At 70.9% G+C, this 23469-nt stretch carries 18 protein-coding genes; 13 read left to right on the top strand and 5 right to left on the bottom strand.

The annotated features are described in order from the left end of the window. Positions 1 to 79: 79 nt before the first annotated feature. On the bottom strand, positions 80 to 814 hold the full coding sequence (locus tag WMF19_RS17850) for an alpha/beta hydrolase (protein WP_437900194.1): 735 nt from the start codon (positions 812 to 814) through the stop codon (positions 80 to 82). Positions 815 to 1109: 295 nt separating this feature from the next. On the opposite strand from WMF19_RS17850, the gene WMF19_RS17855 reads away from it, so the two are divergent. The 5 genes from WMF19_RS17855 (at position 1110) to WMF19_RS17875 (ending at position 8342) form a co-directional block, all read left to right on the top strand. Continuing rightward, on the top strand, positions 1110 to 1940 hold the full coding sequence (locus WMF19_RS17855) for an NADPH-dependent oxidoreductase (RefSeq protein WP_437900195.1): 831 nt from the start codon (positions 1110 to 1112) through the stop codon (positions 1938 to 1940). A 204-nt stretch (positions 1941 to 2144) separates the two neighbouring features. Then, complete coding sequence (locus WMF19_RS17860) at positions 2145 to 3806, top strand: FAD-dependent oxidoreductase (protein ID WP_437900196.1); 1662 nt, start codon at positions 2145 to 2147, stop codon at positions 3804 to 3806. After that, positions 3803 to 4138 carry a 4Fe-4S binding protein gene (locus WMF19_RS17865; protein ID WP_437900197.1) on the top strand — a complete coding sequence of 112 codons (336 nt, stop codon included), beginning with the start codon at positions 3803 to 3805 and terminating at the stop codon, positions 4136 to 4138. Before WMF19_RS17860 ends, WMF19_RS17865 begins: the two co-directional genes overlap by 4 nt. Positions 4139 to 4439: 301 nt before the next feature. Beyond that, entirely contained in the window at positions 4440 to 6479 is a 2040-nt protein-coding gene (locus WMF19_RS17870) for a rhamnogalacturonan lyase (protein WP_437900198.1), read from the top strand. A gap of 393 nt (positions 6480 to 6872) precedes the next feature. Beyond that, positions 6873 to 8342, top strand: coding sequence for a hypothetical protein (locus WMF19_RS17875; RefSeq protein WP_437900199.1), 1470 nt, complete (start codon positions 6873 to 6875; stop codon positions 8340 to 8342). A 492-nt stretch (positions 8343 to 8834) separates the two neighbouring features. Here WMF19_RS17875 and WMF19_RS17880 read toward each other — a convergent pair whose 3' ends face one another. Next, complete coding sequence (locus WMF19_RS17880) at positions 8835 to 10010, bottom strand: hypothetical protein (protein ID WP_437900200.1); 1176 nt, start codon at positions 10008 to 10010, stop codon at positions 8835 to 8837. Between the two features lie 687 nt (positions 10011 to 10697). On the opposite strand from WMF19_RS17880, the gene WMF19_RS17885 reads away from it, so the two are divergent. From WMF19_RS17885 to WMF19_RS17895, 3 genes are all read left to right on the top strand, one after another. Beyond that, on the top strand, positions 10698 to 11513 hold the full coding sequence (locus tag WMF19_RS17885; protein WP_437900201.1) for a class I SAM-dependent methyltransferase: 816 nt from the start codon (positions 10698 to 10700) through the stop codon (positions 11511 to 11513). 84 nt (positions 11514 to 11597) lie between these two features. Beyond that, positions 11598 to 12557, top strand: coding sequence for a TauD/TfdA dioxygenase family protein (locus WMF19_RS17890; RefSeq protein WP_437900202.1), 960 nt, complete (start codon positions 11598 to 11600; stop codon positions 12555 to 12557). A gap of 88 nt (positions 12558 to 12645) precedes the next feature. After that, positions 12646 to 13221, top strand: coding sequence for a c-type cytochrome (locus WMF19_RS17895; RefSeq protein ID WP_437900203.1), 576 nt, complete (start codon positions 12646 to 12648; stop codon positions 13219 to 13221). Between the two features lie 57 nt (positions 13222 to 13278). Here the strand turns inward: WMF19_RS17895 and WMF19_RS17900 are convergent, their stop codons facing one another. Next, positions 13279 to 15549: a hypothetical protein gene (locus WMF19_RS17900; protein WP_437900204.1), complete on the bottom strand. Its 2271-nt coding sequence runs from the start codon at positions 15547 to 15549 to the stop codon at positions 13279 to 13281. Then, on the bottom strand, positions 15546 to 17351 hold the full coding sequence (locus WMF19_RS17905; RefSeq protein WP_437900205.1) for a TolB family protein: 1806 nt from the start codon (positions 17349 to 17351) through the stop codon (positions 15546 to 15548). The genes WMF19_RS17900 and WMF19_RS17905 overlap by 4 nt, the downstream gene beginning before the upstream one ends. A 295-nt stretch (positions 17352 to 17646) precedes the next feature. On the opposite strand from WMF19_RS17905, the gene WMF19_RS17910 reads away from it, so the two are divergent. The 5 genes from WMF19_RS17910 to WMF19_RS17930 all read left to right on the top strand — a co-directional run bounded on the left by WMF19_RS17910 (position 17647) and on the right by WMF19_RS17930 (position 22701). Next, positions 17647 to 18807: a ferritin-like domain-containing protein gene (locus tag WMF19_RS17910; protein WP_437900206.1), complete on the top strand. Its 1161-nt coding sequence runs from the start codon at positions 17647 to 17649 to the stop codon at positions 18805 to 18807. A 51-nt stretch (positions 18808 to 18858) separates the two neighbouring features. Continuing rightward, the gene (locus tag WMF19_RS17915) at positions 18859 to 19062 is read left to right on the top strand and encodes an SDR family oxidoreductase (RefSeq protein ID WP_437900207.1); all 204 of its coding nucleotides are present in this window, start codon (positions 18859 to 18861) and stop codon (positions 19060 to 19062) included. After that, positions 19023 to 20060 (top strand): sulfotransferase family protein, encoded by a 1038-nt coding sequence (locus WMF19_RS17920; RefSeq protein WP_437900208.1) that lies wholly within the window; start codon positions 19023 to 19025, stop codon positions 20058 to 20060. Before WMF19_RS17915 ends, WMF19_RS17920 begins: the two co-directional genes overlap by 40 nt. Before the next feature lie 250 nt (positions 20061 to 20310). Next, positions 20311 to 22200 carry a c-type cytochrome gene (locus WMF19_RS17925; protein WP_437900209.1) on the top strand — a complete coding sequence of 630 codons (1890 nt, stop codon included), beginning with the start codon at positions 20311 to 20313 and terminating at the stop codon, positions 22198 to 22200. Between the two features lie 90 nt (positions 22201 to 22290). Then, positions 22291 to 22701 (top strand): VOC family protein, encoded by a 411-nt coding sequence (locus tag WMF19_RS17930; RefSeq protein WP_437900210.1) that lies wholly within the window; start codon positions 22291 to 22293, stop codon positions 22699 to 22701. Positions 22702 to 22749: 48 nt separating this feature from the next. Here the strand turns inward: WMF19_RS17930 and WMF19_RS17935 are convergent, their stop codons facing one another. Further along, positions 22750 to 23403: a TetR/AcrR family transcriptional regulator gene (locus tag WMF19_RS17935; protein WP_437900211.1), complete on the bottom strand. Its 654-nt coding sequence runs from the start codon at positions 23401 to 23403 to the stop codon at positions 22750 to 22752. Between the last annotated feature and the right edge of the window lie 66 nt (positions 23404 to 23469).

The following is a 23469-nucleotide window of genomic DNA, read 5'->3' on the forward strand; positions in this document are numbered from 1 at the left end:
GCGCCGTCGGCAAGAAGATCAAGAGATGGCGACCACGGCCTCCACGCGCGCTCGATAACACACGCGCGCCGGGCCCATGTCAGGGGCGGGGCCGCGCGTTCGCGTCGAGCCAGTCGAGCGCCTCGTCCATCACCCGCTCGGCGTCCGGCAGCGCTCCGTGGTGCGCGCCCGGCATCTCCCGGTAGACCGCCGGTATCTTGGCGGCGAGGAGCCCGCTCGCGCCCTCTTTCATGCGGTACGTGGCGTCGAGCTCGCCGCTGATCATCACCGCTCCCCGGATGTCCCGGAGGCGCGCGGCCGAGGGCGTCGTGGGCGCGCCGAGCAGCACCAGCCGCGAATACCGCTCCGGCCACCGCTCCGCGAGCCGCTCCGCGAGATTGGCACCCTGCGAGTAGCCGATGACCACGAGGTCTTCCGCCTCGCCGCCGCACGCCGCCAGCGCGTTCCGGATGCGGCCGTCCTGCTCGTCGACGTCGGGCGAGTACTTGCTGAACACCCGGTCGGCGCCGCAGGGCACGTCGCCCTGGAGCCCGAGCACCCCGCCGTGCTCCCGCGCCGCCCTCGCGAAGGCCTGCACGTAGCCCAGCCCGTGCCCGCACATGCCGTGAAGAAACACCATCCGTGGACACGCGCCGAGCGGCCCGGTGACGACGAACGCCGGCAAGTCGCCTGGCACGGGCACCTCGGTCGCCGCGAGCGGCGGCTCGACGGGTTGCCGCTCGACCAGCGCGGGCTGTGCCGGGCGATCCTCCGCGAGCGCGCGTTCCTCCTTGCTACACCCCGTCGCCAGCGCCGCGAGGCCGAGTCCGGACATGGCTATGGCGGAAATTTTCATAAGCCTGGCGTTGGGCCACGCTCGACCCACCGCAAGCGCTCCTTCGCGCCCGCAGGAGTTTCCGCTCACCTGGCGAGCAGAGCGGTTTTGCTCTTTCTGACGGATGAATTGTCCGTTATAACGGATGTTGGCCTGGCTGGCGCGGCTCCCCGGGATCGTCGCGCCGTGCGCCCGAGGCACGGAGGCGCGCAGAGAACAGCCTGGCATCGCCGCAGGGGAGTACGTCCCGCGCTGCGAGAGACGATCGATTGCAAGGATGGCAAGGAGCAGACCGATGAGTGATCGCGGCGTGGCGTATTTCGGCGAGCGGTACGGCGGCGAGGGGCCGGCGCCCCGCTTCGCGCAGTGGAACGAGGTGATCGAGGCGCTGCTCGGGCATCGCTCGGTGCGGCGTTACGCGCCGAGGCCGCTCCCGGAGGGCACGCTCGAGCTGCTCGTGGCCGCGGCGCAGTCGGCGCCGAGCTCCTCGAACCTGCAGCTCTGGAGCGTGCTCTCGGTGCAGGACGCCGAGCGGCGGCGGCGCCTTTCGGAGCTCGCCGGCGGCCAGGCGCACGTGCGCGATTGCGGGCTGTTCCTTGTCTGGCTCGCCGATCTGCAGCGGCTCGGCGAGCTCGCGAAGCACCGCGGCGTGGGGCACGAGGGGCTCGACTACCTCGAGATGTTCGTCATGGCCGTGGTCGACGCGGCGCTCGCCGCGCAGAACGCGCTCGTCGCGGCCGAGTCGCTCGGCCTCGGCACGGTCTACATCGGCGCGCTGCGGAACCACCCCGAAGCGGTGGCGGCCGAGCTCGGCCTGCCACCCCAGGTGTTCGCGACGTTCGGCCTGTGCGTGGGCTGGCCCGACCAGGCCACCCCGGCGAGCATCAAGCCGCGGCTCCCGCAAGAGGTGGTCCTGCACCGCGAGCAGTACGGCGCGTTCGAGCGAAGCGTGGGCGCGCTCGATGCCTACGACCAGCTCATGGAGCGCTTCTATACGAAGGAGCGCATGGGCGTGCAGGGGAGCTGGAGCCGCCATTCGGCCGCGCGCGTCGAGTCGGCCCAGGCGCTGCGCGGGCGCGACCGGCTGCGCGCGGCGCTCCTGGCGATGGGGTTCCAGCTGCAGTAGCCAGGGCCCAGGCGCCCCCGGCGCGCGAGGTGCCGCGGAGGTGCGCCCGGAGCAGCACCTTGGCAGCAGCCCTTGGTGCCTCTCCAGCAATCAGGGAGCCGCCCACCGGATCGGCGCCGGGAAACAGGCGATGGCATGTCGGCTGCAATTGCGCTGGAGGGGGGCGGACAAGGCAGCTGGCCTGAACAAGGGAGCCTTCCCATCATGAGCGAGGAACTGGAGCCTGAGGGCGAGGGCGGACGCGTCCTCGACGGGAGCGACACGCTGGCGCTGGAGGCCGACGTCCTGGTGATTGGCGGCGGGCCCGCCGGGACGTGGGCCGCGCTCGCCGCGGCGGCGAAGGGCGCGCGCGTCGTGCTCGCGGACAAGGGGTATTGCGGCAGCAGCGGCGCCACGGCGCCTTCGGGGGTCGGCGTGTGGTACGTGCCCCCGGTCCCCGAGATGCGCGAGGCGGCCAAGGCGAGCCGAGAGGGGCTGGGCGGCTTCCTCGCGGACCGGGGCTGGATGGACCGCGTGCTCGACAAGACGTGGGCCAGCGTGAATGACCTCGCGACCTGGGGTTATCCATTTCCGGTCGACGACAGCGGGCAGCCCGTCCGCCGCAGCCTGCAAGGCCCCGAGTACATGCGCCTGATGCGCAAGCGGGTGAAGCTCGCTGGCGTCCGCATCCTCGATCACAGCCCCGCGATCGAGCTCCTCGTCGACGGGAGCGGCGTGGTCGCCGGGGCGGCCGGCGTCTGCCGGCAGCTCGGGCACAGGTGGGCGGTGAGGGCCGGGGCCGTGGTCATCGCCACCGGCGGCTGCGCCTTCCTGAGCAAGGCGCTCGGCACCAACGTCCTCACCGGCGACGGAGGGCTGATGGCCGCCGAGGCGGGCGCCGAGATGTCAGGGATGGAGTTCTCCAACGCCTACGCGATCGCCCCGGCCTTCGCGTCGGTCACAAAGACCCTCTTCTACAACTGGGCGACGTTCTATTACGAGGACGGGCGCGTCATCGAGGGGGCCGGCTCGCAGCGCGGCCGGTCCGTGATCGCGGAGACCCTCCTCACGCAGCCGGTCTACGCCCAGCTCGACAAGGCCGACGAGGCGCTCCAGGCGTGGATGCGCACGGCCCAGCCGAACTTCTTCCTTCCCTTCGATCGCGCCGGCATCGACCCCTTCCGGCAACGGTTCCCTGTCACGCTGCGGCTCGAGGGCACCGTGCGCGGCACGGGCGGGATCCGCATCACCAGCCACGGCTGCGCCACGTCGGCGCCGGGGCTCTACGCCGCCGGAGACGCCGCGACGCGAGAGCTCATCTGCGGCGGATTCACGGGCGGCGGCAGCCACAACGCCGCGTGGGCCATCTCCTCGGGCCAGTGGGCCGGCGAGGGAGCAGCCCTGTTCGCGCGCAGCGTCGGCCCGCGCGCCGGCCGGCGCGCGGTGGAGGGGGTCGGCCGCGCCGCGCTCCCGGCGGCGGGCGGGACGAGGCCGCTCGACGCGGAGGGGGTGATCCGGTCGGTGCAAGACGAGGTGTTCCCGTACGACAAGAACCTCTTCCGCACCGCGCAGGGGCTCGCGGCCTCGCTCGACAGGCTCGATGGGCTGTGGCGGGACGTGCGGCAGGCCTGGCCCGGGGCGGCGGTGCGCGAGGCCGTGCGGGCGCGGGAGAGCGCCGCGATGGTGGCCACCGCGCGCTGGATGTTCAACGCGGCGCGCGCGCGCACCGAGACGCGCGGCATGCACAAGCACAAGGACCACCCCGGGCTCGATCCGGCGCAGCAGCGGCGGCTGATCACCGGCGGTCTCGACCACGTGTGGGTGCGCCCCGAGTCGCCCGCGCCGGCGTCGATCGGCGCGGCCGCGGCGGAGGTGCAGGCGCCATGATCGAGCTCGTCAGCGATGCCCGGTGCATCGGGTGCGATCTCTGCGTCGAGGTCTGCCCCACCGACGTGTTCGACCGCGTCCCGGGCGGCGCGCCGGTCATCGCCCGGCAGGGCGACTGCCAGACTTGCTTCATGTGCGAGGCCTACTGCCCGGTGGACGCGCTCTACGTGGCCCCGGAGGCGGAGCGGCCAACCGCGGTGGACGAGGGACAGCTCGAGGCCTCCGGGCTGCTCGGGAGCTACCGGGCCGCGGTGGGGTGGGGCACCCGGCGCAAGCCGGGCGCCGCCGCCGACCAGACGTTCCGCGTACTCTCCGTCGCTCGGCAGGGCTAGCAGCGCCGCGCGTCTCCGCGTGCCGTCACGGCAGCATCCCCATCCCCACCACAACCGTCCTTGCGGCGAGCCGTTCGAGCGCCAGCACCTGCCGCCCTGAAGGGGCTCGGGCCAGTCGAGCCCGTAGTCCTCAGGTGCGTGGCGGTAAAATTTCAATGCACGAGAAATCGTGCGTCCCGTGCAATTCTCGTGACTGACTTCGTCCTGCTCTCACAACCTGGGTGAGAAACGAGGCCACCATTCCGCTCACGGCCGGGAGGCGAGGCGCCGACCGGACGATGAGGGGCCGCGCGAGGTATGCATGAGACGATCTATTTTCTTCATTTGCTTTTCGCTCGCTGCCGCTCACCTGGCATGCGGATCGAGCGGTGATTCCGGAACCGGCGCGGGCGGCGCCGGCGGAGAAGGCGCCGGGACGGGCGGCGGCACGACCGGCGCGGCGTCCAGCGGCAGCGGTAGCGGTAGCGGCAGCGGCGCGGGCACCAGCGCTGCGTCCGGCAGCGGCGGCGCTGGGACGAGCGCCGCGACCGGCAGCGGCGGCTCGGGCGGCGGGGCGGGCGGCGGGGCGCCCACGGGGTTCGCGCAGATGGAAGACCTCGACCGCGGTGTCGTGGCCGTGCCCACGGACGGCGGCACGTACGTGGGCTTCCGCCTGTTCGGCTATGACCCCGACGACATCGCGTTCAACGTCTACCGCGACGGCGCCAAGGTCAACGACGCGCCGCTCACGGACTCCACGAACCTCGTGGACCGCGGCGGCTCTCCGAGCTCGGTCTACACCGTGCGCCCCGTCGTCGGCGGCGTCGAGCAAGGCGAGTCGGAGTCCGCGCCCGTGTGGAAGGATGGATACCTGTCCATCCCGACGACGCCGCCGCCCGCAGGGGACGGCTACACGTACTCGAGCGGCGATGGGAGCGTGGGAGACGTGGACGGCGACGGACGTTACGAGATCATCCTCAAGTGGGATCCGTCGAACCTCCAGGACAACTCGAAGGCCGGCCGCACCGGCAAGACCTACCTCGACGCTTACTCGCTCGACGGCAAGCGGCTCTGGCGCATCGATCTCGGCGTGAACATCCGGGCCGGAGCGCACTACTCGCCGTTCCTCGTGTACGATCTCGACGGCGACGGGAAGGCGGAGGTGGCCGTCAAGACGGCGCCGGGGACGCGCGATGGGAGGGGCGAGTACCTGAGCAAGGGGCCGGCGGCCGGCGATGACGATTCCAAGGATTACCGCAACAACGACGGCTATATCCTCACCGGCCCGGAGTACCTCACCGTGTTCGCCGGCGACACCGGCGCGGAGCTCGCCACGACCGAGTTCAAGGTCGGGCGCGGCGACGTGTGCAGCTGGGGCAACAACGAGTGCTACGGCAACCGCGTCGACCGCTTCGTCGGCACCGTCGCGTTCCTCGACGACACGGGGCGCCCGAGCGTCGTGTTCGGGCGAGGCTATTATGCGCGCACGACGCTCTCGGCCTGGAACTACCGCGACGGCGCGCTCTCGAACCTCTGGACGTTCGACTCCAGCTCGAGCCGCGCCAACGAGGCGTTCGGCGGCAAGGGCTGCCACTCCATCAGCGTCGCGAACGTGGACGACGACCCGCAGCAGGAGATCATCAACGGCGGCGCCACGTTCGACAACGACGGCAAGGGCCTCTGCGCGGTGAACTACTATGCTCACGGCGACGCGCTGCACGTCACGGATCACATCCCGTCGCGCCCTGGACTCGAGGTGTTCCAGCCGTACGAGGGCAGCGAGTCGCCCGCCTACGCCATGCGCGACGCCCGCACGTGCGAGGTCCTCTGGAAGGGGCCAGGCAACGGCGGCGAGGAGGGCCCCGGCCGGGGCGTGGCTGCGGACGTCGACCCGCGCAGCCCCGGCAGCGAGGCGTGGGTCAACAACAGCGAGCTGCTGGGCGGCTCGGAGGGCGATCGCGTCGGGAGCCGCCCTGCGTCGAGCAACTTCCTCATCTGGTGGGACGCTGATCTGAGCCGGGAGCTCCTCGACGGCAATGGCATCCGCCAGGCCGACGGCCAAGGGGCGAACTTCACGGCCGCCGGGTGTACCTCGAACAACGGCACGAAGAGCACGCCGACGCTCAGCGCCGACCTCCTCGGCGACTGGCGTGAAGAGGTGATCTTCCGCTGCGGCGATTCCATCCGTATCTTCACCACGAACCAGGTCGCGACGAACCGGATCTACACCCTGATGCACGATCCGCAGTACCGCGTGGCCATCTCGTGGCAAAACGGCGCGTACAACCAGCCGCCTCACCCGAGCTTCCATATCGGGGAGGGGATGGCCGCGCCGCCGAAGCCGGATATCCACGTCCGCTGAGACTCCGGCGCTGGCAAGTCGCCTCGCTCGACTCGATATCTGAAGCCGACGGCCTGGCTACCGAGTCAAAACGCATCGAAAGGGCCGCCCTCACTGCACAGTCTGCCTGTGAGCGTTCACATGTCTATAAATACATGATTACAGTACATTCGTTAACACCGTTGACGAAGTTCGCGTGCCGCTGGTAGAGTGGTGTTACCTGCCCGAGGTGAGGCGGGTTGCGCCTGACGGACTGAGCCTAACGGCCTGAGAGCCTGAGAGAGCGACATGCGATTTATCGACTTGCACCAGGGTTCTGCGACCGACCTCCGTACATCACGGCGGGGCCTGGCCACGCTCGCCGCGCTGGCCGCGTTGTTGCTCAGCGCGTGCGCCGGTGACGATGGCAACTCGTTGAGCGGCGCGTCGGAGGGCGGCGCGGGAGGACCCGATGCGACGGGCGGGACGGGCGGCGCGGGCTCGCAATCGAGCGTGAACTCAGGCTCGGGCGCGGGCTCGGGTGCTGGCTCGCAAGCCAGCACGGGCGCGGATTCGGGCTCGGGCTCGGGCTCGGGGTCCGGCTCCGGAGGCGCCGGTGCCGGTGGCGCCCCGGACGACCATCCTGCGTACGACCACTGCGTGAACGGGTACATGCCCCACCCGAGCGACTCGGATCCCAACATGAAGGATGGCCCGGCGGAGTTCTTTCCGCCCGGCAACAACGATCCGAACATCGTTGATACGACGGTGCAGCCCCAGGTCCTGGACTGGATGTATGAGAACAAGTGGCAGGACGCCCACGTCGAGTGGCACGCGATCCGCGCCTGCAACTTCGGGGGCGCCGGGAGCAAGGTAGGCATCTGCGACTTCAAGCAGCTGGTCCCGAAGGATCAGAACTGTCAGACCGCCGGCGACGGCTATCAGTTCCTCGTGTTTCACCGCCACATGATCCAGGCGTTGCAGCAGCTCTGGCCGAATCATAAAGAGCAGTTCACGGGCTTCACCAAGTTCCCGACCAAGGCGGAAGACGTGCCGCCCCAGTGGCGCTCCGCGTGGAAGAACTGGGACGCGGACGCCCTCGCGGCAGGGAAAATCGGCGATGAGATCGACAAGCCCGAGAACCTCGCGAGGTTCAAGGACGAAGGCGAGCTCGGCTTCTGGCTTCAGTGCAACGTGGGTCAGAAGCTGGCGGGGGCGGCCAGCATGCCGTGGGTCGGGCTCCACTTCGTGCTGCACGCCAAGTGGGCGCGGCCGGGCAACACGACGCACGGTGTGAACAACACCAGCGCGAACATCGACAACTACATGTTCTGGAAGCTCCACGGCTGGATCGACAACGTGTGGGAGAAGTACCGGCTCGCCAAGGGGTTGTTGCCGACGGACAAGAAGCTGAAGGACGATCTCGTCGCGCAGTGTCGCGAGATGGATACCGAGATCAAGATCATCAAGGACAACCTGGACCCCGAGGACGTCAGGGATCCCAATGCGCCTTTGCCGGTGGAGTCCGGGTACTTCCACGAGAAGGTGCGGCCCATCTTCGAGAGCGCGACGAACCTGTGCAGCGGCTGCCACGCCGAGTCGGGCGCCAACGCGGGGCTGTCGCTCGGTGGCCACCTCAGCTCCAGGGAGATCGTCGACGGTCTGGTCAACGTGCCCTCCCGCGACGGTGGTCAGTTCAAGCTCGTCGTCCCGGGCGACCCCGACCACAGCTGGCTCTACCTCAAGGCGGCCGGCAAGGCGGAGGGCGCGGGTTGCCAGCAGACCTCTACGGCGCAGTGCATCTCGGGCGTGATGCCGCCCAGCACGGGGGGGCCGACCGTCAGCCCGGCGCAGCTCGAGATCTTGCGTAAATGGATCTCGGACGGCGCCGCGGGACCGCCCTGATCCTGGCGAACGCTCGAGGTCGGCGGGATCTGATCTGCCGACCTCGAGGGTGAAGAGCCAAGTTCGTCTCGGGCCGACATTGGGGGCTCCGGGGCGCCATCAGCGCCCTTCGCCCCGCACCCCGAGGCGTCGGAACATGCCTGGGGCGCTCCGCCTCCCTCCTGTCTCGCATTCCGCACATCGATCTCCGCCGTGAGCGGCCGCGTCGCCTCTGCGGGCGCCGGCGCAAGGCACCGCGCTCGGTTCCGCGCCCACGGCAGGCCCCCGTGGCCGAGGCGTTAACCAAGCTTCGCGCCGCGTTCTCCTACATCCGAACGTGAACGTTTACGTGGTCGTGGTCGTTAACGTGGTCGTGGTCGTGGTCGTCAACGATAGGCCGTGAACGGCCACGACCACGACCACGACCACGACCACGTAAACGTTCACGTTCACGTTCACGTTGGTGACCGATGGTGGGGTGAAGCGGGGGAGACGGACCCAGGCGAGTCCGTACTAGGGGCCCGGAGGCGGGTAAGTGTCTTCCTTCATCTCCTGGATCCAGCGCGAGACGATCTCCACTCCCGTCTCGTCGACCTTGTGCGTCCCGATCCGCGGCATCTGCCCTTCGAAGCCGCGGAGCACCTGGCGGGCGACAAGCAAGCTGCGCGACGGATCTCCCGGCCGGATGTCGTACCAGTTGGCGGGGTCGGGGTTCGGGAGCCCCTCGTACTTCGCGTTTTCCGCGGGGCGCTTGTTGATGGCCGTCCGGGCGGCATCCGTGGCCATCACGCTGCCGAGCTCGCTCGCCTCGAGCCGCAAGTACAGGCCCGTCTTCTGGCCCGCCGACTCGGGCAGGTCGTTGTGACAGCTCACTCCGCAGTTGGCGTGAAGGTAACCGAGCGCCTGGCGCTCCACCTCGTTGCCCGGAATCGTGAGGGCGAGATTGCTCGCGTCCGCGATCACGCCGAGCTCGACCAGCGTCTCGGGCGAGAGCCCCTGGGCGCCGGAGCCGAGCATGAGCGCGTCCCAGCCGAGGACGTAATCGGCGCGTCCGACGTGGCACTCCTTGCACTGATCGCGGTTCGGCACCGTGTGGCCGGTGCCGTAGAGATCTTCCACGCCGAAGTCGTTCTGCATCTGGATGGCCTGCTTCTCGTCTTCGGACCACACATAGCTCGTGTAGACCCAGCCGGCCGCCGTCTTGCGCAGGAGGCGAGTCTCCGCGAGGCGCAGCGCGCCGCCCGCGCCCGTCACGCTGAACTCCTTCCAGAACTGCGTCCCCTCGGGGTAGATGAACGCGTCCGGATTGCTGGTGTCCACGTGCTGCCCTTTCGGGATGGAAACGAAGCGCCGCTTCTTGGCGCCGTCGCTCCAGAGCTCCACGGCAGGCTTGTACTCGAGCACACCGCACGCGAGCTCGCGCTGATCGAAGTTCCCGTAGAGCCCCGTACAGCGCAGGTTCACCGGCAGAACGCCGTCGATGGGCGCGGCGCAGTCCACGTCGGTGGGCATCGCGAACTCCGCGCAGCTCGGGCCCCCACCGCCGCCTGCGCCGCTCGTTTGCGCGCCCGAACCGCCGCTGCCGACCGTGGCGCCCGACCCCCCTTCGCCCTCGGGCTGCGCCTGCCCGCCGCCCGAGCTACATCCCGCCGCGAGCAGCAGCACGCCGACGAGTGGACCGTTCCTCACGACATGAAAAAGCATGCGCGCAGTCTGCCACAGGAGAGGAGCGCTTGGGAGCGTGGAGTCACGCCTTCGCCATGCCGCATCGCGCATCGCCCCGCCGCGCGCTTCATCCGGTCAGCGGTCGTCTGTGCTGTCGGTGCTGTCGAAGGGATGTGAACGTCGATCAATCGACGATCGAGCGGGCAGCGCGGCGGCGGGTCCGATCTGCTGTCGGAGGGATGTGAACGTCGATCAATCGACGATCGAGCGGGCAGCGCAGCGGCGGGTCCGACAGAGCCGATGAGGGCAGGGCGCCCTCTGAAAATGTGAACCTATCGAATGGTCCACTCTTGCTGTACACCGCGCGTCCAGCGCCGGATCGTTCAGGGCCCGAACAGCCGGCATCGTCTGTCCGCCGCGCTCTTGCGCCGCTCCGGCACCCTGCTCGCGCCGCCGCGGCGGGCGCGGTGCGGCCTCGGCAGCAGGCGCTGCTGACCGCGTGCTCGTGACGCAGCACCTGGCGCGCGAAATCCGGCCGAAGCGCGTGGAAATGCCTGGCACGGTGTGTGCGATACGACGACTGACGACCAACGACCGACGCCGACGGCGCGCGTCCGAGCCGCGACCCGGCACGGAGGGCGCGGCGGTGCGCCGCCCGGGCCGTCACCTCGCCGAGTGCGCCCGAGAACAACCTTTTCACGGAGCCGTCGCATGAGTGGTCTCAGTCTCGTCTTCGATACGCCCCAGCTCGCGCAGGACTACGAGGTGCGCAGCGCCGATCGGCAGTTTCGCCATGGAAAGCGGCTGATCGCCGAGCTCGGCGTCCGCCCCGGCGAGCACGTGCTCGACATCGGCAGCGGCACCGGGCTGCTCGCAGAACATGTGGCGGGCCTCGTCGGGCCGACCGGCAAGGTGCTCGGGATCGACCCGCTGCCGCTGCGCGTGGAGATCGCCCAGCAGAAGGCGAAGGCGAACCTCTCCTTCCAGGTCGGCAACGCCTACGCGCTCGACGGGTTCCCCGCCGGCAGCTTCGATGTCGTGTACCTCAACGCCGTCTTCCACTGGCTCCCCGAGAAGACCGAGCCGCTGCGGCAGATCCACCGCCTGCTCAAGCCGGGGGGCCGGCTCGGGCTCACCACGGGCGCGAAGGATCACCCGAACCGCCTGCAGGCCATCAAGCGGGAGGTGCTCTCGCGGGAGCCCTACGCGCGTTATCCGGAGTCCCGGGATGGGACGCCCCACTGGGTCACCGCCGTGGAGCTCGCCGGCTTGCTCGGGGGCGCCGGCTTCACCGTGCAGAAGATCGAGGCCCAGGAGAACGTGCACCATCAGCCCGACGGGCGCGCCGCCATCGCCTTCTCGCAGGCGAGCTCGTTCGGCAACTTCCTCGGCCACCTGCCCGAGTCGCTGCGCAGCCAGGCCATCGAGGACATCCAGCGCGAGCTCGAGGCCTTCCGTACGCCCGAGGGCATCCGGCTCGAGGGGAAGCGGCTCTTCGCCATCGCACACAAACCGGCGTCGCACTGAGCTGACAGGTCGATAGCCGACCCCTGCACCGCGACGCCATTCCAGCATCTTTATCGCTTTTCTCTGCCACGAGGAGAACTCCGCATGAGCGCCACACAGAACCATAGCAACAACGTCCTCGAGATCGTCCCCGTCGCCGGCCGGATCGGCGCGGAGGTGCGGGGCGTGCGCCTCAGCGCCGATCTCGACGCCACCACCGTGAGCGAGATCCGGAAAGCCTGGCTGCGACACAAGGTCATCTTCTTCAGGGGCCAGCACCACCTCGACGACGCCTCGCAGGAGGCGCTCACCACGTTGTTCGGAGCGAAGCCCGTCGCGCACCCGACGGTGCCCGTGGTCAATGGCACCGATTACATCCATGAGCTCGACTCGCGCGAGGGCGGACGCGCGAACTCCTGGCACACCGACGTCACGTTCGTGGACGCCTACCCGAGGGCCTCGATCCTCCGGGCGCTCGTGATCCCGGCGTACGGCGGCGATACCGTATGGGCCAACACGGTCACCGCGTACCAGGATCTGCCGCCCGCGCTGCGCGCGCTCGCGGACACGCTGTGGGCGGTCCACAGCAACGAGTACGACTACCAGGGGCGGAAGCCGAACTCGTCGTCGGACGACCTGCGGCGCTTTCAGGAGGTGTTCACGTCGACCGTGTACGAGACCGAGCACCCCGTCGTGCGCGTTCACCCGGAGACCGGGGAGCGGTCGCTCGTGCTCGGCCACTTCGTCAAGCGGCTTGTCGGCGTCTCGTCCCACGACTCGGCGCACCTCTTCCAGGTGCTCCAGGAGCACGTCACGCGCCTCGAGAACACCGTCCGCTGGCGCTGGGCCGCGGGCGACGTGGCGGTCTGGGACAACCGCGCCACGCAGCACTACGCGATCAACGACTACGGCGATCAGGTCCGCGTTGTGCGCCGCGTGACGGTGGACGGGGACGCGCCCGTCAGCATCGACGGCAAGCGCAGCGTCACCCGCAAGAAGGCGCAGCGCGCCCCCGCCGCGAGGAGCGAGAGCGCCGGCGTCGCCGTGGCCGCGGCGAGCGCGTAGTCGCCCGAGCCGGGGCGCGTCCGCGGGCGTCAGGGGATCCTTGACGGCCGCGGACGCGTGCGCTTCACCTGCGGCGGAGGAGTGCCCCGTGGGTCCAAGAAGCAAGCGCGACGACGCTCGAGACGGAGCGCAGAACACGGCGCACGTCGTGGTGATCATGCTGATCGTGGCCTTCGGCGTGCTCGCGCTGCCGTGGATGGTCCTCCGGAAGCTGGACGCCCGGACGCCGACGGGCGGCGTGGCGGCCTCCGGCGTCCCGGACGAGGACCTCGCCCAGGGCGGCAAGATCTATTATCGCTCGTGCGCCAATTGCCACCAGGCGAGGGGGGAGGGGAAGCCGGGCCGCTATCCGCCCCTCACCGGCTCCTCGTGGCTGCTCGAGGACAAGGAGACGCCTATCCGGATCACGCTGCTCGGCGCCGCCGGTCCGATGGAGGTGAACGGCGCGCTCTACAACGACGTGATGCCCAACCTCGGCGTCACGCTGTCGGACGAGGACGTCGCGCTGGTGCTCACCTACGTCCGGTCGAGCTGGGGGAACAGCGCGCCCGCCATCACGCGGGACGAGGTCGCGAAGGTCCGCGCCTCGCTGGGAGACCGGATGGATCCCTGGGCCGGCGGCGCGGCGCTGTCGGCGGCGCGGGAGACGCGCGTCCTGCCCTGAGGAGCGCGGGCGATCGGAGCGGGCCGCCGGGGAGGCGCTTCCAGGCGCCGAGCGCGGTCACTGCCGAACGGGCTCCTGCAGATCCACCCCGAAGTGCTCGCGGTAGCCCCGCCGCGCGGCCTCGCGCAGCTCGTCGTCGCCGCGGCTGAACTGCTCCTCGAACGCCTGCGCGTACGTCTCGGCATCGACCTCCCGCGCGCCGGAGCGCAGCCTCTTGCCGGAGAGCGTCTCGAGGACGATCGTGGCCACCCGGTGCTCGGCGCCGCCGCGCGCCACGACGCCGAAGGGGAACAGGTGCACGAGCGTGAGCTGCGGCGGCGCGTCGCCGGCCGTCATCTCGGCGATGTACGCGGAGAGCTCGCGGCTCACGCGGTGCTGCGCCTCGTCGGAGAAGCCGGCGAGCAGCTCGGTCACCGCAGGCGAGAGGGGAAGGTGAGGGCCGTCGATCTGGTGCTGGAGCTCGTGCCGCTCGGTGCCGGCGAGCACGGCCCGCTCGAGCGTGGAGCCCAGGCGCTCGCGCAGCTTCGCGAGCGCCGCGTCGCAGCGCGCGAGGGCGCCGGCGTTGGCGCCGGCCGCGCCGCCCGCCGCCGCGTGGCACGTCGCGCCCTCCTTGTCGAACCGCTCGGCATACGACCGCACCTCGGAGCCGAGGACGAGCGCGAAGGGATCCTGGTCGCGCGAGAAGCCGAGGTGGACGCGGGGCTCGCCCGTCATGGGCTCGACGAGGAGCGTCGCGAAGCGGTCGTCGCCGACGCGGTAGGCGTGGATCTCCTTCACCCGGTAAGGCGTGGTGTAGAAGCGCCTCGTGGCGCCGTCGGTCGAGACGCCGAGGTGGACGGACGCGTCCAGGTAGTACCCGAGGCCGGCGCGTCGCGCCGCGTCGTTGACCTCGGCGACGAGCCGGCCGAACGCGCGGCCGGAGAGCTCGAGGTCGTCCACCTGACCGGCCAGCGCCGCGAGCGCCGCGGCGACGTCCTTGCCGTCGGGCTGCGCCCTGGCGACCGTGAGCATCTCGCGGCTGCGCGCCCTGGTCAGCACCTGCGCCTCCGCGCCCGTGCCCTGCGCGTCGCGAGCGTGCGCGTCGCGGGCGATGCGCGCGCGCTCCCAGCTCGGCAAGAGCTCGCCGTACACCTTGTCCCATTCGGTCGTGGGCGCGCCGGGCCTCCAGTCGACGCCCTTCGGCGCGGGGCGGCCGAGCACGAGCAAGGCGCCGAGCAGCGCGGCGACCGAGGCCGCGGCCGCGCCTGCCGCTGCGATCGGCCGCGCGCCGCCGCCGCCCGCGCTGGCCCCGATGCCTTGTTCCAGCTCGGCTTCGGGCACCATCACGCCGAGCGCGAGCACCTCGATCGCGGAGGCGAGCACCGCCACGACCGCGGCGAGCAGGAGCGCGAAGAAGGCGACGGCGCCCGCCTCGACGCCCCAGCCGCCCGAGAGGAACGCGCGGTACACGAAGAGCAGCATGAGGCCGGGCATGGCCCACACGGCCGCGATCGCGAGGCCAGGGTGCTCGCGCCGGGGCACGCGGCGCACGTGGGCGAGGCCCAGCAGGGCGATCGCGAGCGGGCCGAGCACGAACAGCAGGACCATGCCGTAGCCGAGCTGGAAGCGGGCGTCGGGCAGCGTGGCGACGAGCACGGCCGCGCGCGCGATCGTCTGCGCGGGGATCTCGCCGCGGGACGGCCAGAGATAGAAGACGAGCGCCGCGGCGACCGACGCGACGAGCAGGGCGCTGCCGCCCCTGCGCGCCCGCGCGTGGAAGCGCAGCACCACGCCCGCCGCGGTGAACGCGAAGACCGCGAGGAACGGGGCCGGCCGCGTCAGCAGGCTGTCCGGCAGCGGCAGCATGTCCCACGCGGAGCTCCGGCGGCCGATCCACACGGCGACGTTCACGGCCACGAACGCCGCGAGCACGGCGATCGCGCGCGACGTCGGCCGCTCGACGAGCAGGCCCGCGCGCCGCTCGGTGCGCGCGCCGAGGAAGAGCAGCCACAGGCCGGCGATCGCGGGCGCGAGCGCGGCGACCTGGGCGGCGGGCGCGAGCTCGGGGAGCACGCTCCACACGAAGATCCCGTGGCCGTAGGCGACCTCGTACGGCACCAGCGCCGACAGCGCGAGCGCGAGGCCGCTCCACAGGCAGCGCGCGCGCAGGCGCTCGGCCGACATGCGGTAGAACATCGTGGTCGCGGCGCTCTCCTCGCCGGGAGGAGCGCTGGCGTTCTGCGGCGGAGCGCTGGCGTTCTGCGGCGGAGCGCTGGCGTTCTGCGGCGGGGCGCTGGCGTTCTGCGGAGCGCCGGCGCCGTGCTGCGGAGGGACCAGGGGCGCGCTCACGGCTCGACCGCCGCGCTCGCGATGCGCGAGATCGACCGCTTCTGCGGGAACACCGGGTCGCGGTACCGCACCTCGAACAGCACGCGCTTCCCATCGGCGGAGAACCGCGGCACCCGCTCCGCCGCGGAGCCCACCGTGAGCTTCTTGATCTCGCCCGTGGAGAGCGCCAGCACCGCGATGTCCGTACCGCCCGCGCCCCGCGTCTCGAACGCGACGCGCGCGGCGTCGGGCGAGAACGCGGGCCACGAAGCGCCGCCCGGGGCCGCGTACACCTTGCGGCGCCACGTCGCCGTGTCGATGACCGCGATCTCCGGCTCGTCGCCGTCGACGACGCACACGATCTTCGTCCCGTCGTTCGACGCCGCCGGGTTGCGCAGGTCCTCCCCGGGCTTCGCGCGGAACGGGCGCTCGATCGACAGCGGCTGCTTGCCCACGTCGACCACCGCGAGGTGCGGCGCGTCGTCCTCCGACGCGTCGGGCACGTAGACGAACACGAGCCTCGTCTCGTCGAGCCACGCGAACCCGCCGAGCGACTGATTCTCGGTGTGGAAGCCGAACACCTCCTTGCCGCCGTCGGTGTCGAGCACCATCAGATCGGCCTGCGCGCCCGCCTCCGGCCGATCGTAGACCGCCACGAACCTGCCGCCGGGGGCGAGCTTGGGGTCGACGAACCGGTGCTCCGGGTCGACGCGCACGCGCTTGCTCTGCCTGGATCGGTCGACGACCGTGATCGTCTTCGCCCAGCCGAAGAAGTCCTCCACCAGCGCGGCCCGGTCGCCGTCGCGCTGCGACGACGGATACGAGTACACGTGATAGCCCCTCCACATCGGCTTGACCGCGCCGGGATCCGTCGTCGGGACGGCCGGCTGAGCGAGCGGCCGCCACTCGACCGTCTCCAGCGCTTCGCTGCGGGCGAGGTCCCTGGACCTCGCCGAGTGGAACACCGAGACATCGGCCGTCTTGACGAAATACCCGCCCTCGGCCGTGCCCACGAGCAGGTCCTCCGCCGCCTGGGGCGACAGGAACGTCACGCGCCCCTGCTCCTCGGCCTCGACCTCCTTCGCGCGGGCGGCGTATGCGGCGGCGGCCCGGTCGAGGTTCGCGGCGCGGTCCTTCACGAACCTCCGCGCCGACGCCAGCCGCTCCAGCAGCTTGATGTCCGATCCCTCCGTGATCTCGCGCACCGAGGGGTGGTCCATGAGCTGCGCGATCACGGCGTCGAGCGCCTGGGACGCCATGGAGTTCGCGAGCAGCGCCATCGCGCGGTCCTTCTTCGTCGCCCCGGAGTAGCCGCGGATCCGCCCCTCGGTCGATGTGCCCTTGTCCAGGGACGTGAGCGTCACCGGCGCGTCGACCCGGAGCTCGAAATACCCCTCCTTGACCGGGTGCTCCACGATCTCGGGCGCGAGGCGCGCCTCGATGATGAAGCCGGCGCCGAGCGCCCTCGCGGCCTCCTTCGGGTCCTTGGCGCTCTCGAGCGCCTTCATCACCTTCGGGTCGCCGCCCTTCACGGGATCGAACCCGAGCTCCGCGAGGTGCTCGCCGAGCTCGTCGGCGAGCCTCGCCGCGGGCTGCGACCCTTCCCACCAGTAGCCATCGAGATCGATCGCCACGAGGATACGCAGCGGATCGGTCGTGGGCATCGAGCGGAAGGCGAGGAGGCCCGCCGCCGCGATCACGAGGCCGAGCACCGCGAAGACCGGCCAGAGCCTGCGCTTCGGCACGAGCGTCTCGAGCGACTCCGGCGGTTCGGCCTCGGGGGCGGGGGGCTGCGCGTCGGTCGGGGGTCGAGGCTCCTCCATGGAAAGGGACGTGCCCTATCCGCGAGAGGGCGTAAAGCTGCGTGAGCGTGGCGCGCGGGAAGGACGCTGGCCGGGCTGCCCGGGAGTCCGCGCTTCTTACGGCCCGTGTGGCGACGCTGCATGAACAGGAGTGGAGGGGCCGGCCTCGGGAGGAGCCCCGCCTTCGGGCTGGCCACCCCCCATGACTGCCTGACCATACTCTCCCGGCGCGGGGGACTCGAGATTGGCGTGAGTTCCCGGGAGGCATGCGTCGTGCAAGCGGGTCCAGACCTGCTCTTCATCAACGAGGAACCTGATGACCACCGCACATGCTTTTCGCCGCACGCTTGCATATCGCCTCTTCGCCCTGCTCGCGCTCCCCGCTGCGGGTGGCGCGACCGGCTGCGTCACCGCCATGAGCAGCTGTCCCGAGGAGCCTGAGCCCGTCTCCAAGGTGGCCTGTTTCGCGTGGCCGCAGGACGGCGCGGGTGGCGCCGGAGAAGCCGGCGGCGCCGGTGGCGCCGGTGGCGGCGGGGGCGAGCCTGTCGCGTGCCCCTCGCGGCCGGAGGCGCAGGAGATCCTCAATCAGTCCGCCTTCGGGTCGCACAGCGTCAGGAGCGATGGATCGCTCGAGGACGGGCAGTGCTGCTATCAGACGTCCTTCATCCCGATGTGCGAGGGGCGCCCGTACCTCGTCGAAGAGGCCGCGCGGACAGCGCCGTTCGTCCGCGCCCGCGAGAGCGCCGGCTGGGGCGCGGCGGAGGCCATGACGCCGCGGATCGATCATCTCAACGCGGACCTGCGGGAGGCGCTGGCCGCGGCGTGGACGAGCGACGCGCTCTTCGAGCACGCATCCGTGGCATCGTTCGGCCGCTTCGCGCTCGAGCTGCTCGCCGCGGGCGCGCCGGCCGATCTCGTGGAGGAGGCGCACCGCGCGGCGCTCGACGAGGCCCGCCACGCGCGCCTCTGCTTCGCCCTCGCGAGCGCCTATGCGGGCGAGGTGATCGCTCCGGGCGCGTTTCCCTTCGATGGGCGGGTGGAGGTCGAGGCAGATCTCGCCTCGATCGCGGCGCGCGCCGCGAAGGAGGGCTGCATCGGCGAGACCATCGCCGCGGTGGTCGCGGCCGAGGAGCTCGGCGCCGCGGAGGACCCGGCTGTGCGGAGCGCGCTCGCCATCATCGCGGCGGACGAAGCGCGGCACGCGGAGCTCGCGTGGCGCACGGTGGCATGGGCGATCCGCGCGGGCGGCGAGCGCGTGCGCGCGGCGGTTGAAGAGGTGTTCGCGGGGCTCGGGCGCGCGGAGCTCGGGGGAGGCGACAGCGCGGGAGGTGCGCAGCTCGCGGCGCACGGGCGGTTCGGCGCCGCAGCGCGCGGCGAGGCGGCCGCGCGCGCGATCGAGGAGATCGTGCGGCCGGCGTCGAGGTTTCTCCTGGCAGGACGCCCGGACGAAGCTGCCCAGAGCGCGATGACGGCTTGAGGGCGGGGCCCTTTCGCTCGCCCTGGCCACGCGATACCCTCCCTCTCCGCCATGAAGGAAGCGCATCTCGTGACCGGGGCGACGGGGTTTATCGGCGGTGCGCTCGTCCTGGAGCTGCTGCGGCGGACCGATGACGACATCGTGGCGATGGTCCGACCCGGCGACACCGGGGCGGTCGAGAGGTTCCGCCAGTCCATCCATCATGCTGCGAGCCCATGCTGTCGAACCTCGTGCGCCGGCATCCGGACCTGCTGAGCATCTCCGAGTTCTTCTCGCTGGCCACCGACCTCGGTGGACGGATCTCCCTGTGTTTCCCGGACCATCCGATCGACGCGGACGAGCTCTGGCGGATCGTCGGCGGCATTCAACCCAAGCTGGCGACGATGCGGCGCCACGACGTCATGATGGACGAGGTGCTGTATCGGCCGGCGGCGCTGCCATGTTTCGGGGGCGTACCGGGCGTGCCGGCCATCCTGGAGACCGCGCTTCCGCATCTGTGCGACGAACCGGAGGCGCTGTTCGCCGACCTCGAGCGCTTCGTCTCCACCCTGCCCGTGGCGCCGGTCGGCCAGCACTATCAGCAGGTGTTCGGGTTCCTCGCTCACCGCTTCGGCAAGCGAACGTGGGTCGAGCGTTCCGGGGGCTCGTTGCGGCTGGTTCGCCGGCTGATCAAGAACTTTCCCGACGCTCGCTTCGTACATCTGGTCCGTGACGGCCGCACCTGCGCGATCTCGATGAGCCGTCACCTCGGGTTTCGCATGGCGTTGATCGCGGTTCAGCTGACCGAGATCCTCGGCGTCGATCCGTGGGAATCGAGAGACCGCGCGTACGTGGACGACGTGCCCGAGGAGCTGCTCCCGTTCTTGCCCGAGCGCTTCGATCGCGAGGCCTTCCTGCGCTACGAGACGCCGCTGCCGCTGTGCGGCCATTACTGGTCCGGCGAGATCGTGACAGGGCTCGACGAGCTCTCGGGCGTCGCGCCCGGGCGGCTCTTGACGCTTCGCTACGAGGACTTCGGCCGAGCGCCGCGCCCGACCATCGCTCGCCTGATGGAGTTCATCGGCGTCGACGCCGATGACGCCTGGATCGAGCGCATGGCGGGCATCGTGCGTCCGGCGCGCTCGCGCTTCGCCGAGCTCGCGCCCGGAGAGCGACGCGCGTTGATGGACGCGTGTCAGCCTGGCTTCGCCGCGCTCGCGGAGCTGTATTCCGCCGAGGTCGCGGAGGCGGCCATGGGCGAGGCGCCGGCCTGATCGCCGCGTGTGGAACGACGGCAACACCTGGCCTTTTCAGCGTATACATTTTGCGTCTTCCAGCACGATTCCGGCAGCCGAAAGTCTGTGCCCTGGGCGGAGACTGCCGATCCTGCTGCATGGACGCGCCCCCTGAAACCGACACGCCCGCTGCCATCTCGCTTATTTCGGGGAGAGGTGTTGTCGTCAGAGGCTCGATGCGAGACCCCGGCAACCTTCTTGCATCGCCGCGCCTGTCGCAGGAGGCGCAATGAAAGCTCAATTCGGAGCGTGGATCACCGCGCTCGTCGCCATGATCACGGCCATCGCTGGGTGCAAGGTGCTCGACGGCTGGAACGAACTCCCGTACTACGAGACCCCAGGCTTCACGGAGTCCGAGACGCACTATCCGCCCCCCAAGGTCTCCGCGGTGCCGCCTCCCCCGATCAGCGGTGGGACGCTCCTCGTGACCGCCGACAAGGCGCTTGCCATTGCGGCGGATCCGGACCGCGACAGGGTCTCCATCGTCGACCTCGGCACGTTCGAGGTGGACGCCATCCTCCCTCTGGAGAAGGGCGACGAGCCCGGGCGCGTGGCCGAGGGGGAGGCTGGCTCCGTTCATGTGGCGCTCCGCCGCGGGGGCGCGGTGGTCACGATCGATCTCGCGACCAAGGAGATGCACCGCAGGCCCGTTTGCCCCGCGCCCCGCGGGCTCGCGTACGACGCCTCGACAGACCTGCTCCACGTGGCGTGCGCGGGAGGCGAGCTCGTGACGCTCTCCTCGGATGTCACGGCCCCGCCGGTCCGCGACCTCCGCCTCGACCGCGATCTGCGCGACGTGATCGTCGAGGGGGACTCGCTCCTCGTGAGCCGCTTCCGGTCCGCCGAGCTCCTGGTGATCGCGAAGGACGGGACCGTGGCCGAGCGCATCAGGCCGCCGGCGTACATCCCGGGCGAGCTCTACGACCGCGAGGACGACGCGCGTGAGTACGAGCCGGGGGTGGCGTGGAGGACGGTCCCGCTGCCCGGGGGCGGCGTGGCCATGGTGCACCAGCGCAGTCTCGCCAGCCCCGTCAGCCTCGCCAGCAACATGGGGGGCGCGGGAGCCGGCCTCTACTACTCGAAGAATTGCAACCGGAGGTTGCTCCATACCGCGATGACCCTCATGCGACCGCTGCCCGGCGAGGCCCATCCGTCGAACCCGGCGCTGTCCAGGCATGGTGGTGGCGGCATCGGGGTCGGGGTGCTCCCGGTCGACATCGCGGTGTCGCCGGATGGGCTCAGCGCGGCGATCTTACAGGCGGGCAGCGGCTATGTCATCGAGGCGCCGCTCGAGTCCCTCGAGCGGAACGACGGGGTCGACATTTGCTCGCTCGCCCCTGACCAGCGCCTCCTCATCGTCGCCGTCAGGAAAGAGCCCATCGCCGTCGGCTATGACGGAGAGAGGAACGTGCTCGTGCAGATACGGGAGCCGCCGAGCCTCGTGCGCCTCGCGGCCCTCAGCGGCGAGGAGCTCGGCGCGGTCGATCTTCCCGGTGAGAGCCGGCTCGACGATGCCCATGCCCTCTTCCATGGCGACGGCGGTGGAGGCCGCTACGTCACCTGCGCGTCCTGCCACCCGGAGGGGCATGAAGATGGCCGGGTATGGAACTTCGAGCCCACCGGACCGCGCCGCACGCAATCCCTCGCGGGCGGCGTCCTCGCGACGGCGCCGCTGCACTGGGATGGTGACCTGGCGAGCTTCGACGCCTTCATGACGGAAGTCTTTGACAAGCGGATGAACGGTTTGATTCGGGGACGCGCGCACACCGAGGCGTTCGCGGCGTGGCTCGACACGATCGAGGCCCTGCCCCGGTCGAAGCCGGCGGACGAGGACGCCGTCGCGCGCGGCGAGGCGCTCTTCAACGACCTGGCGTGCGCGAGGTGCCATTCCGGCGAGACGCTCACGAACAACAAGACGATGGACGTGGGCACGGGCAAGCCCTTCCAGGTGCCCTCGCTGCGCGGGCTCGCGGCGCGCGCCCCGTACATGCACGACGGCTGCGCTGCGACGCTCCACGACCGCTTCGGCCCGTGCGGCGGAGGGGCTCGACACGGCGGCACCTGGGCGCTCACGCCGGCCCAGATCGACGATCTCGTCGCGTATCTCGAGACGCTCTGACCCGAGCGCCCCCGGTTCGCGCCGAGCGCCTCGCGCAGCCGCGAAGCGCCCTGGCTTGGGGGCGACGTGCCCAACAGCTAGACTCATCGCATGTCAGACCTGCTCGTCAACATCGATGTACCGGCGCTCGATCCTGCCATCGCGTTCTACACGCGTGCGTTCGGCTTGCGCGTCGGGCGGCGCCTTGGTGCTTCCGGGGTCGAGCTCCTCGGCGCGGCGGCGCCCATCTACCTCCTGGTGAAGCCGGCCGGAAGCGAGCCTGCCGCCGGTGCGTCCCCGCGCGACTACCGCCGCCACTGGACGCCGGTCCACCTCGACTTCGTGGTCGACGACCTCGAGGCCGCCGCGCGCCGCGCGCAGGAGGCAGGCGCGGTCCCCGAAGCAGATATCGAGGTGGCAGCGTGGGGGCGCATGCTCCGCCTGGCCGATCCCTTCGGCCACGGCGTCTGCCTCCTTCAGTTCAGCGGCCGCGGCTACGACGAGATCGCCACGCCCGGCTGAGCGGGCGGAGGTCACGCGGGACAGCGGCCCTCGGCGGCCTCGGCGAGATCACGTGTCCTCTCGCCCCGCGCCGGCGCGTGGCCCTGGGGTCTGCTTCCCGCGCAGGTAGCGATCGAGCAGCTGCACGAGCTCCTCGGCCAGCGCGCCGGAGCGCACATCGTCGGGCCGCTCGACGATCGCCTGATGCACCACCGCGTGCGCCGCGGTCTGCATCATCCACCACGCGAGCTCCACGTCCGGCGCCGGGCAACCCCACGCCGACAGGAGCTGCTTTGCCTCCTCGAGCAGGAAGCCCTCGCTCGCCGCGGACCGGGGCGCCCTGATGCGCGGCATCTGCTCCAGGAACACGCGGTGCAGCTCGGGCTCCACCGCGTGGGCGGCGATGCCGGCCTCCACGATCGTCCGGACCACCCGGTCGGGCGACTGCCCCTGATGCGCGGCGAGCACCGCGGCCGCGGCCGCGCGGCCCTGCTCGATGTGCCGACGGTGGAGCTCGGCCACGAGCGCCTCCTTGCCCGGAAAGAACTGGTAGAGCGACGCGACGTTCACCCCGGCCCGCTGGGCCACGCGGTTCGTCGTCAGCCGCGCGTACCCGTCCCGGACCAGAATGTAAGCGGTCGCCTGCAGGATCGCCTCGACGGTCGCGCGCGACCGGTCCTGCGTCGGCTGTTTCCGCGGCGTTATGGCGTCCCGCTTGCGCATGGAACCATGCTGGCAGAACGCAAGCTGACGAGGCAAGCGACAGCTTCCAAGATGGCGTGACTTCAC

This window comes from Sorangium sp. So ce124 (genome assembly GCF_051525235.1).
In the GTDB taxonomy this organism is placed as follows: Bacteria; Myxococcota_A; Polyangia; order Polyangiales; family Polyangiaceae; genus Sorangium; species Sorangium atrum.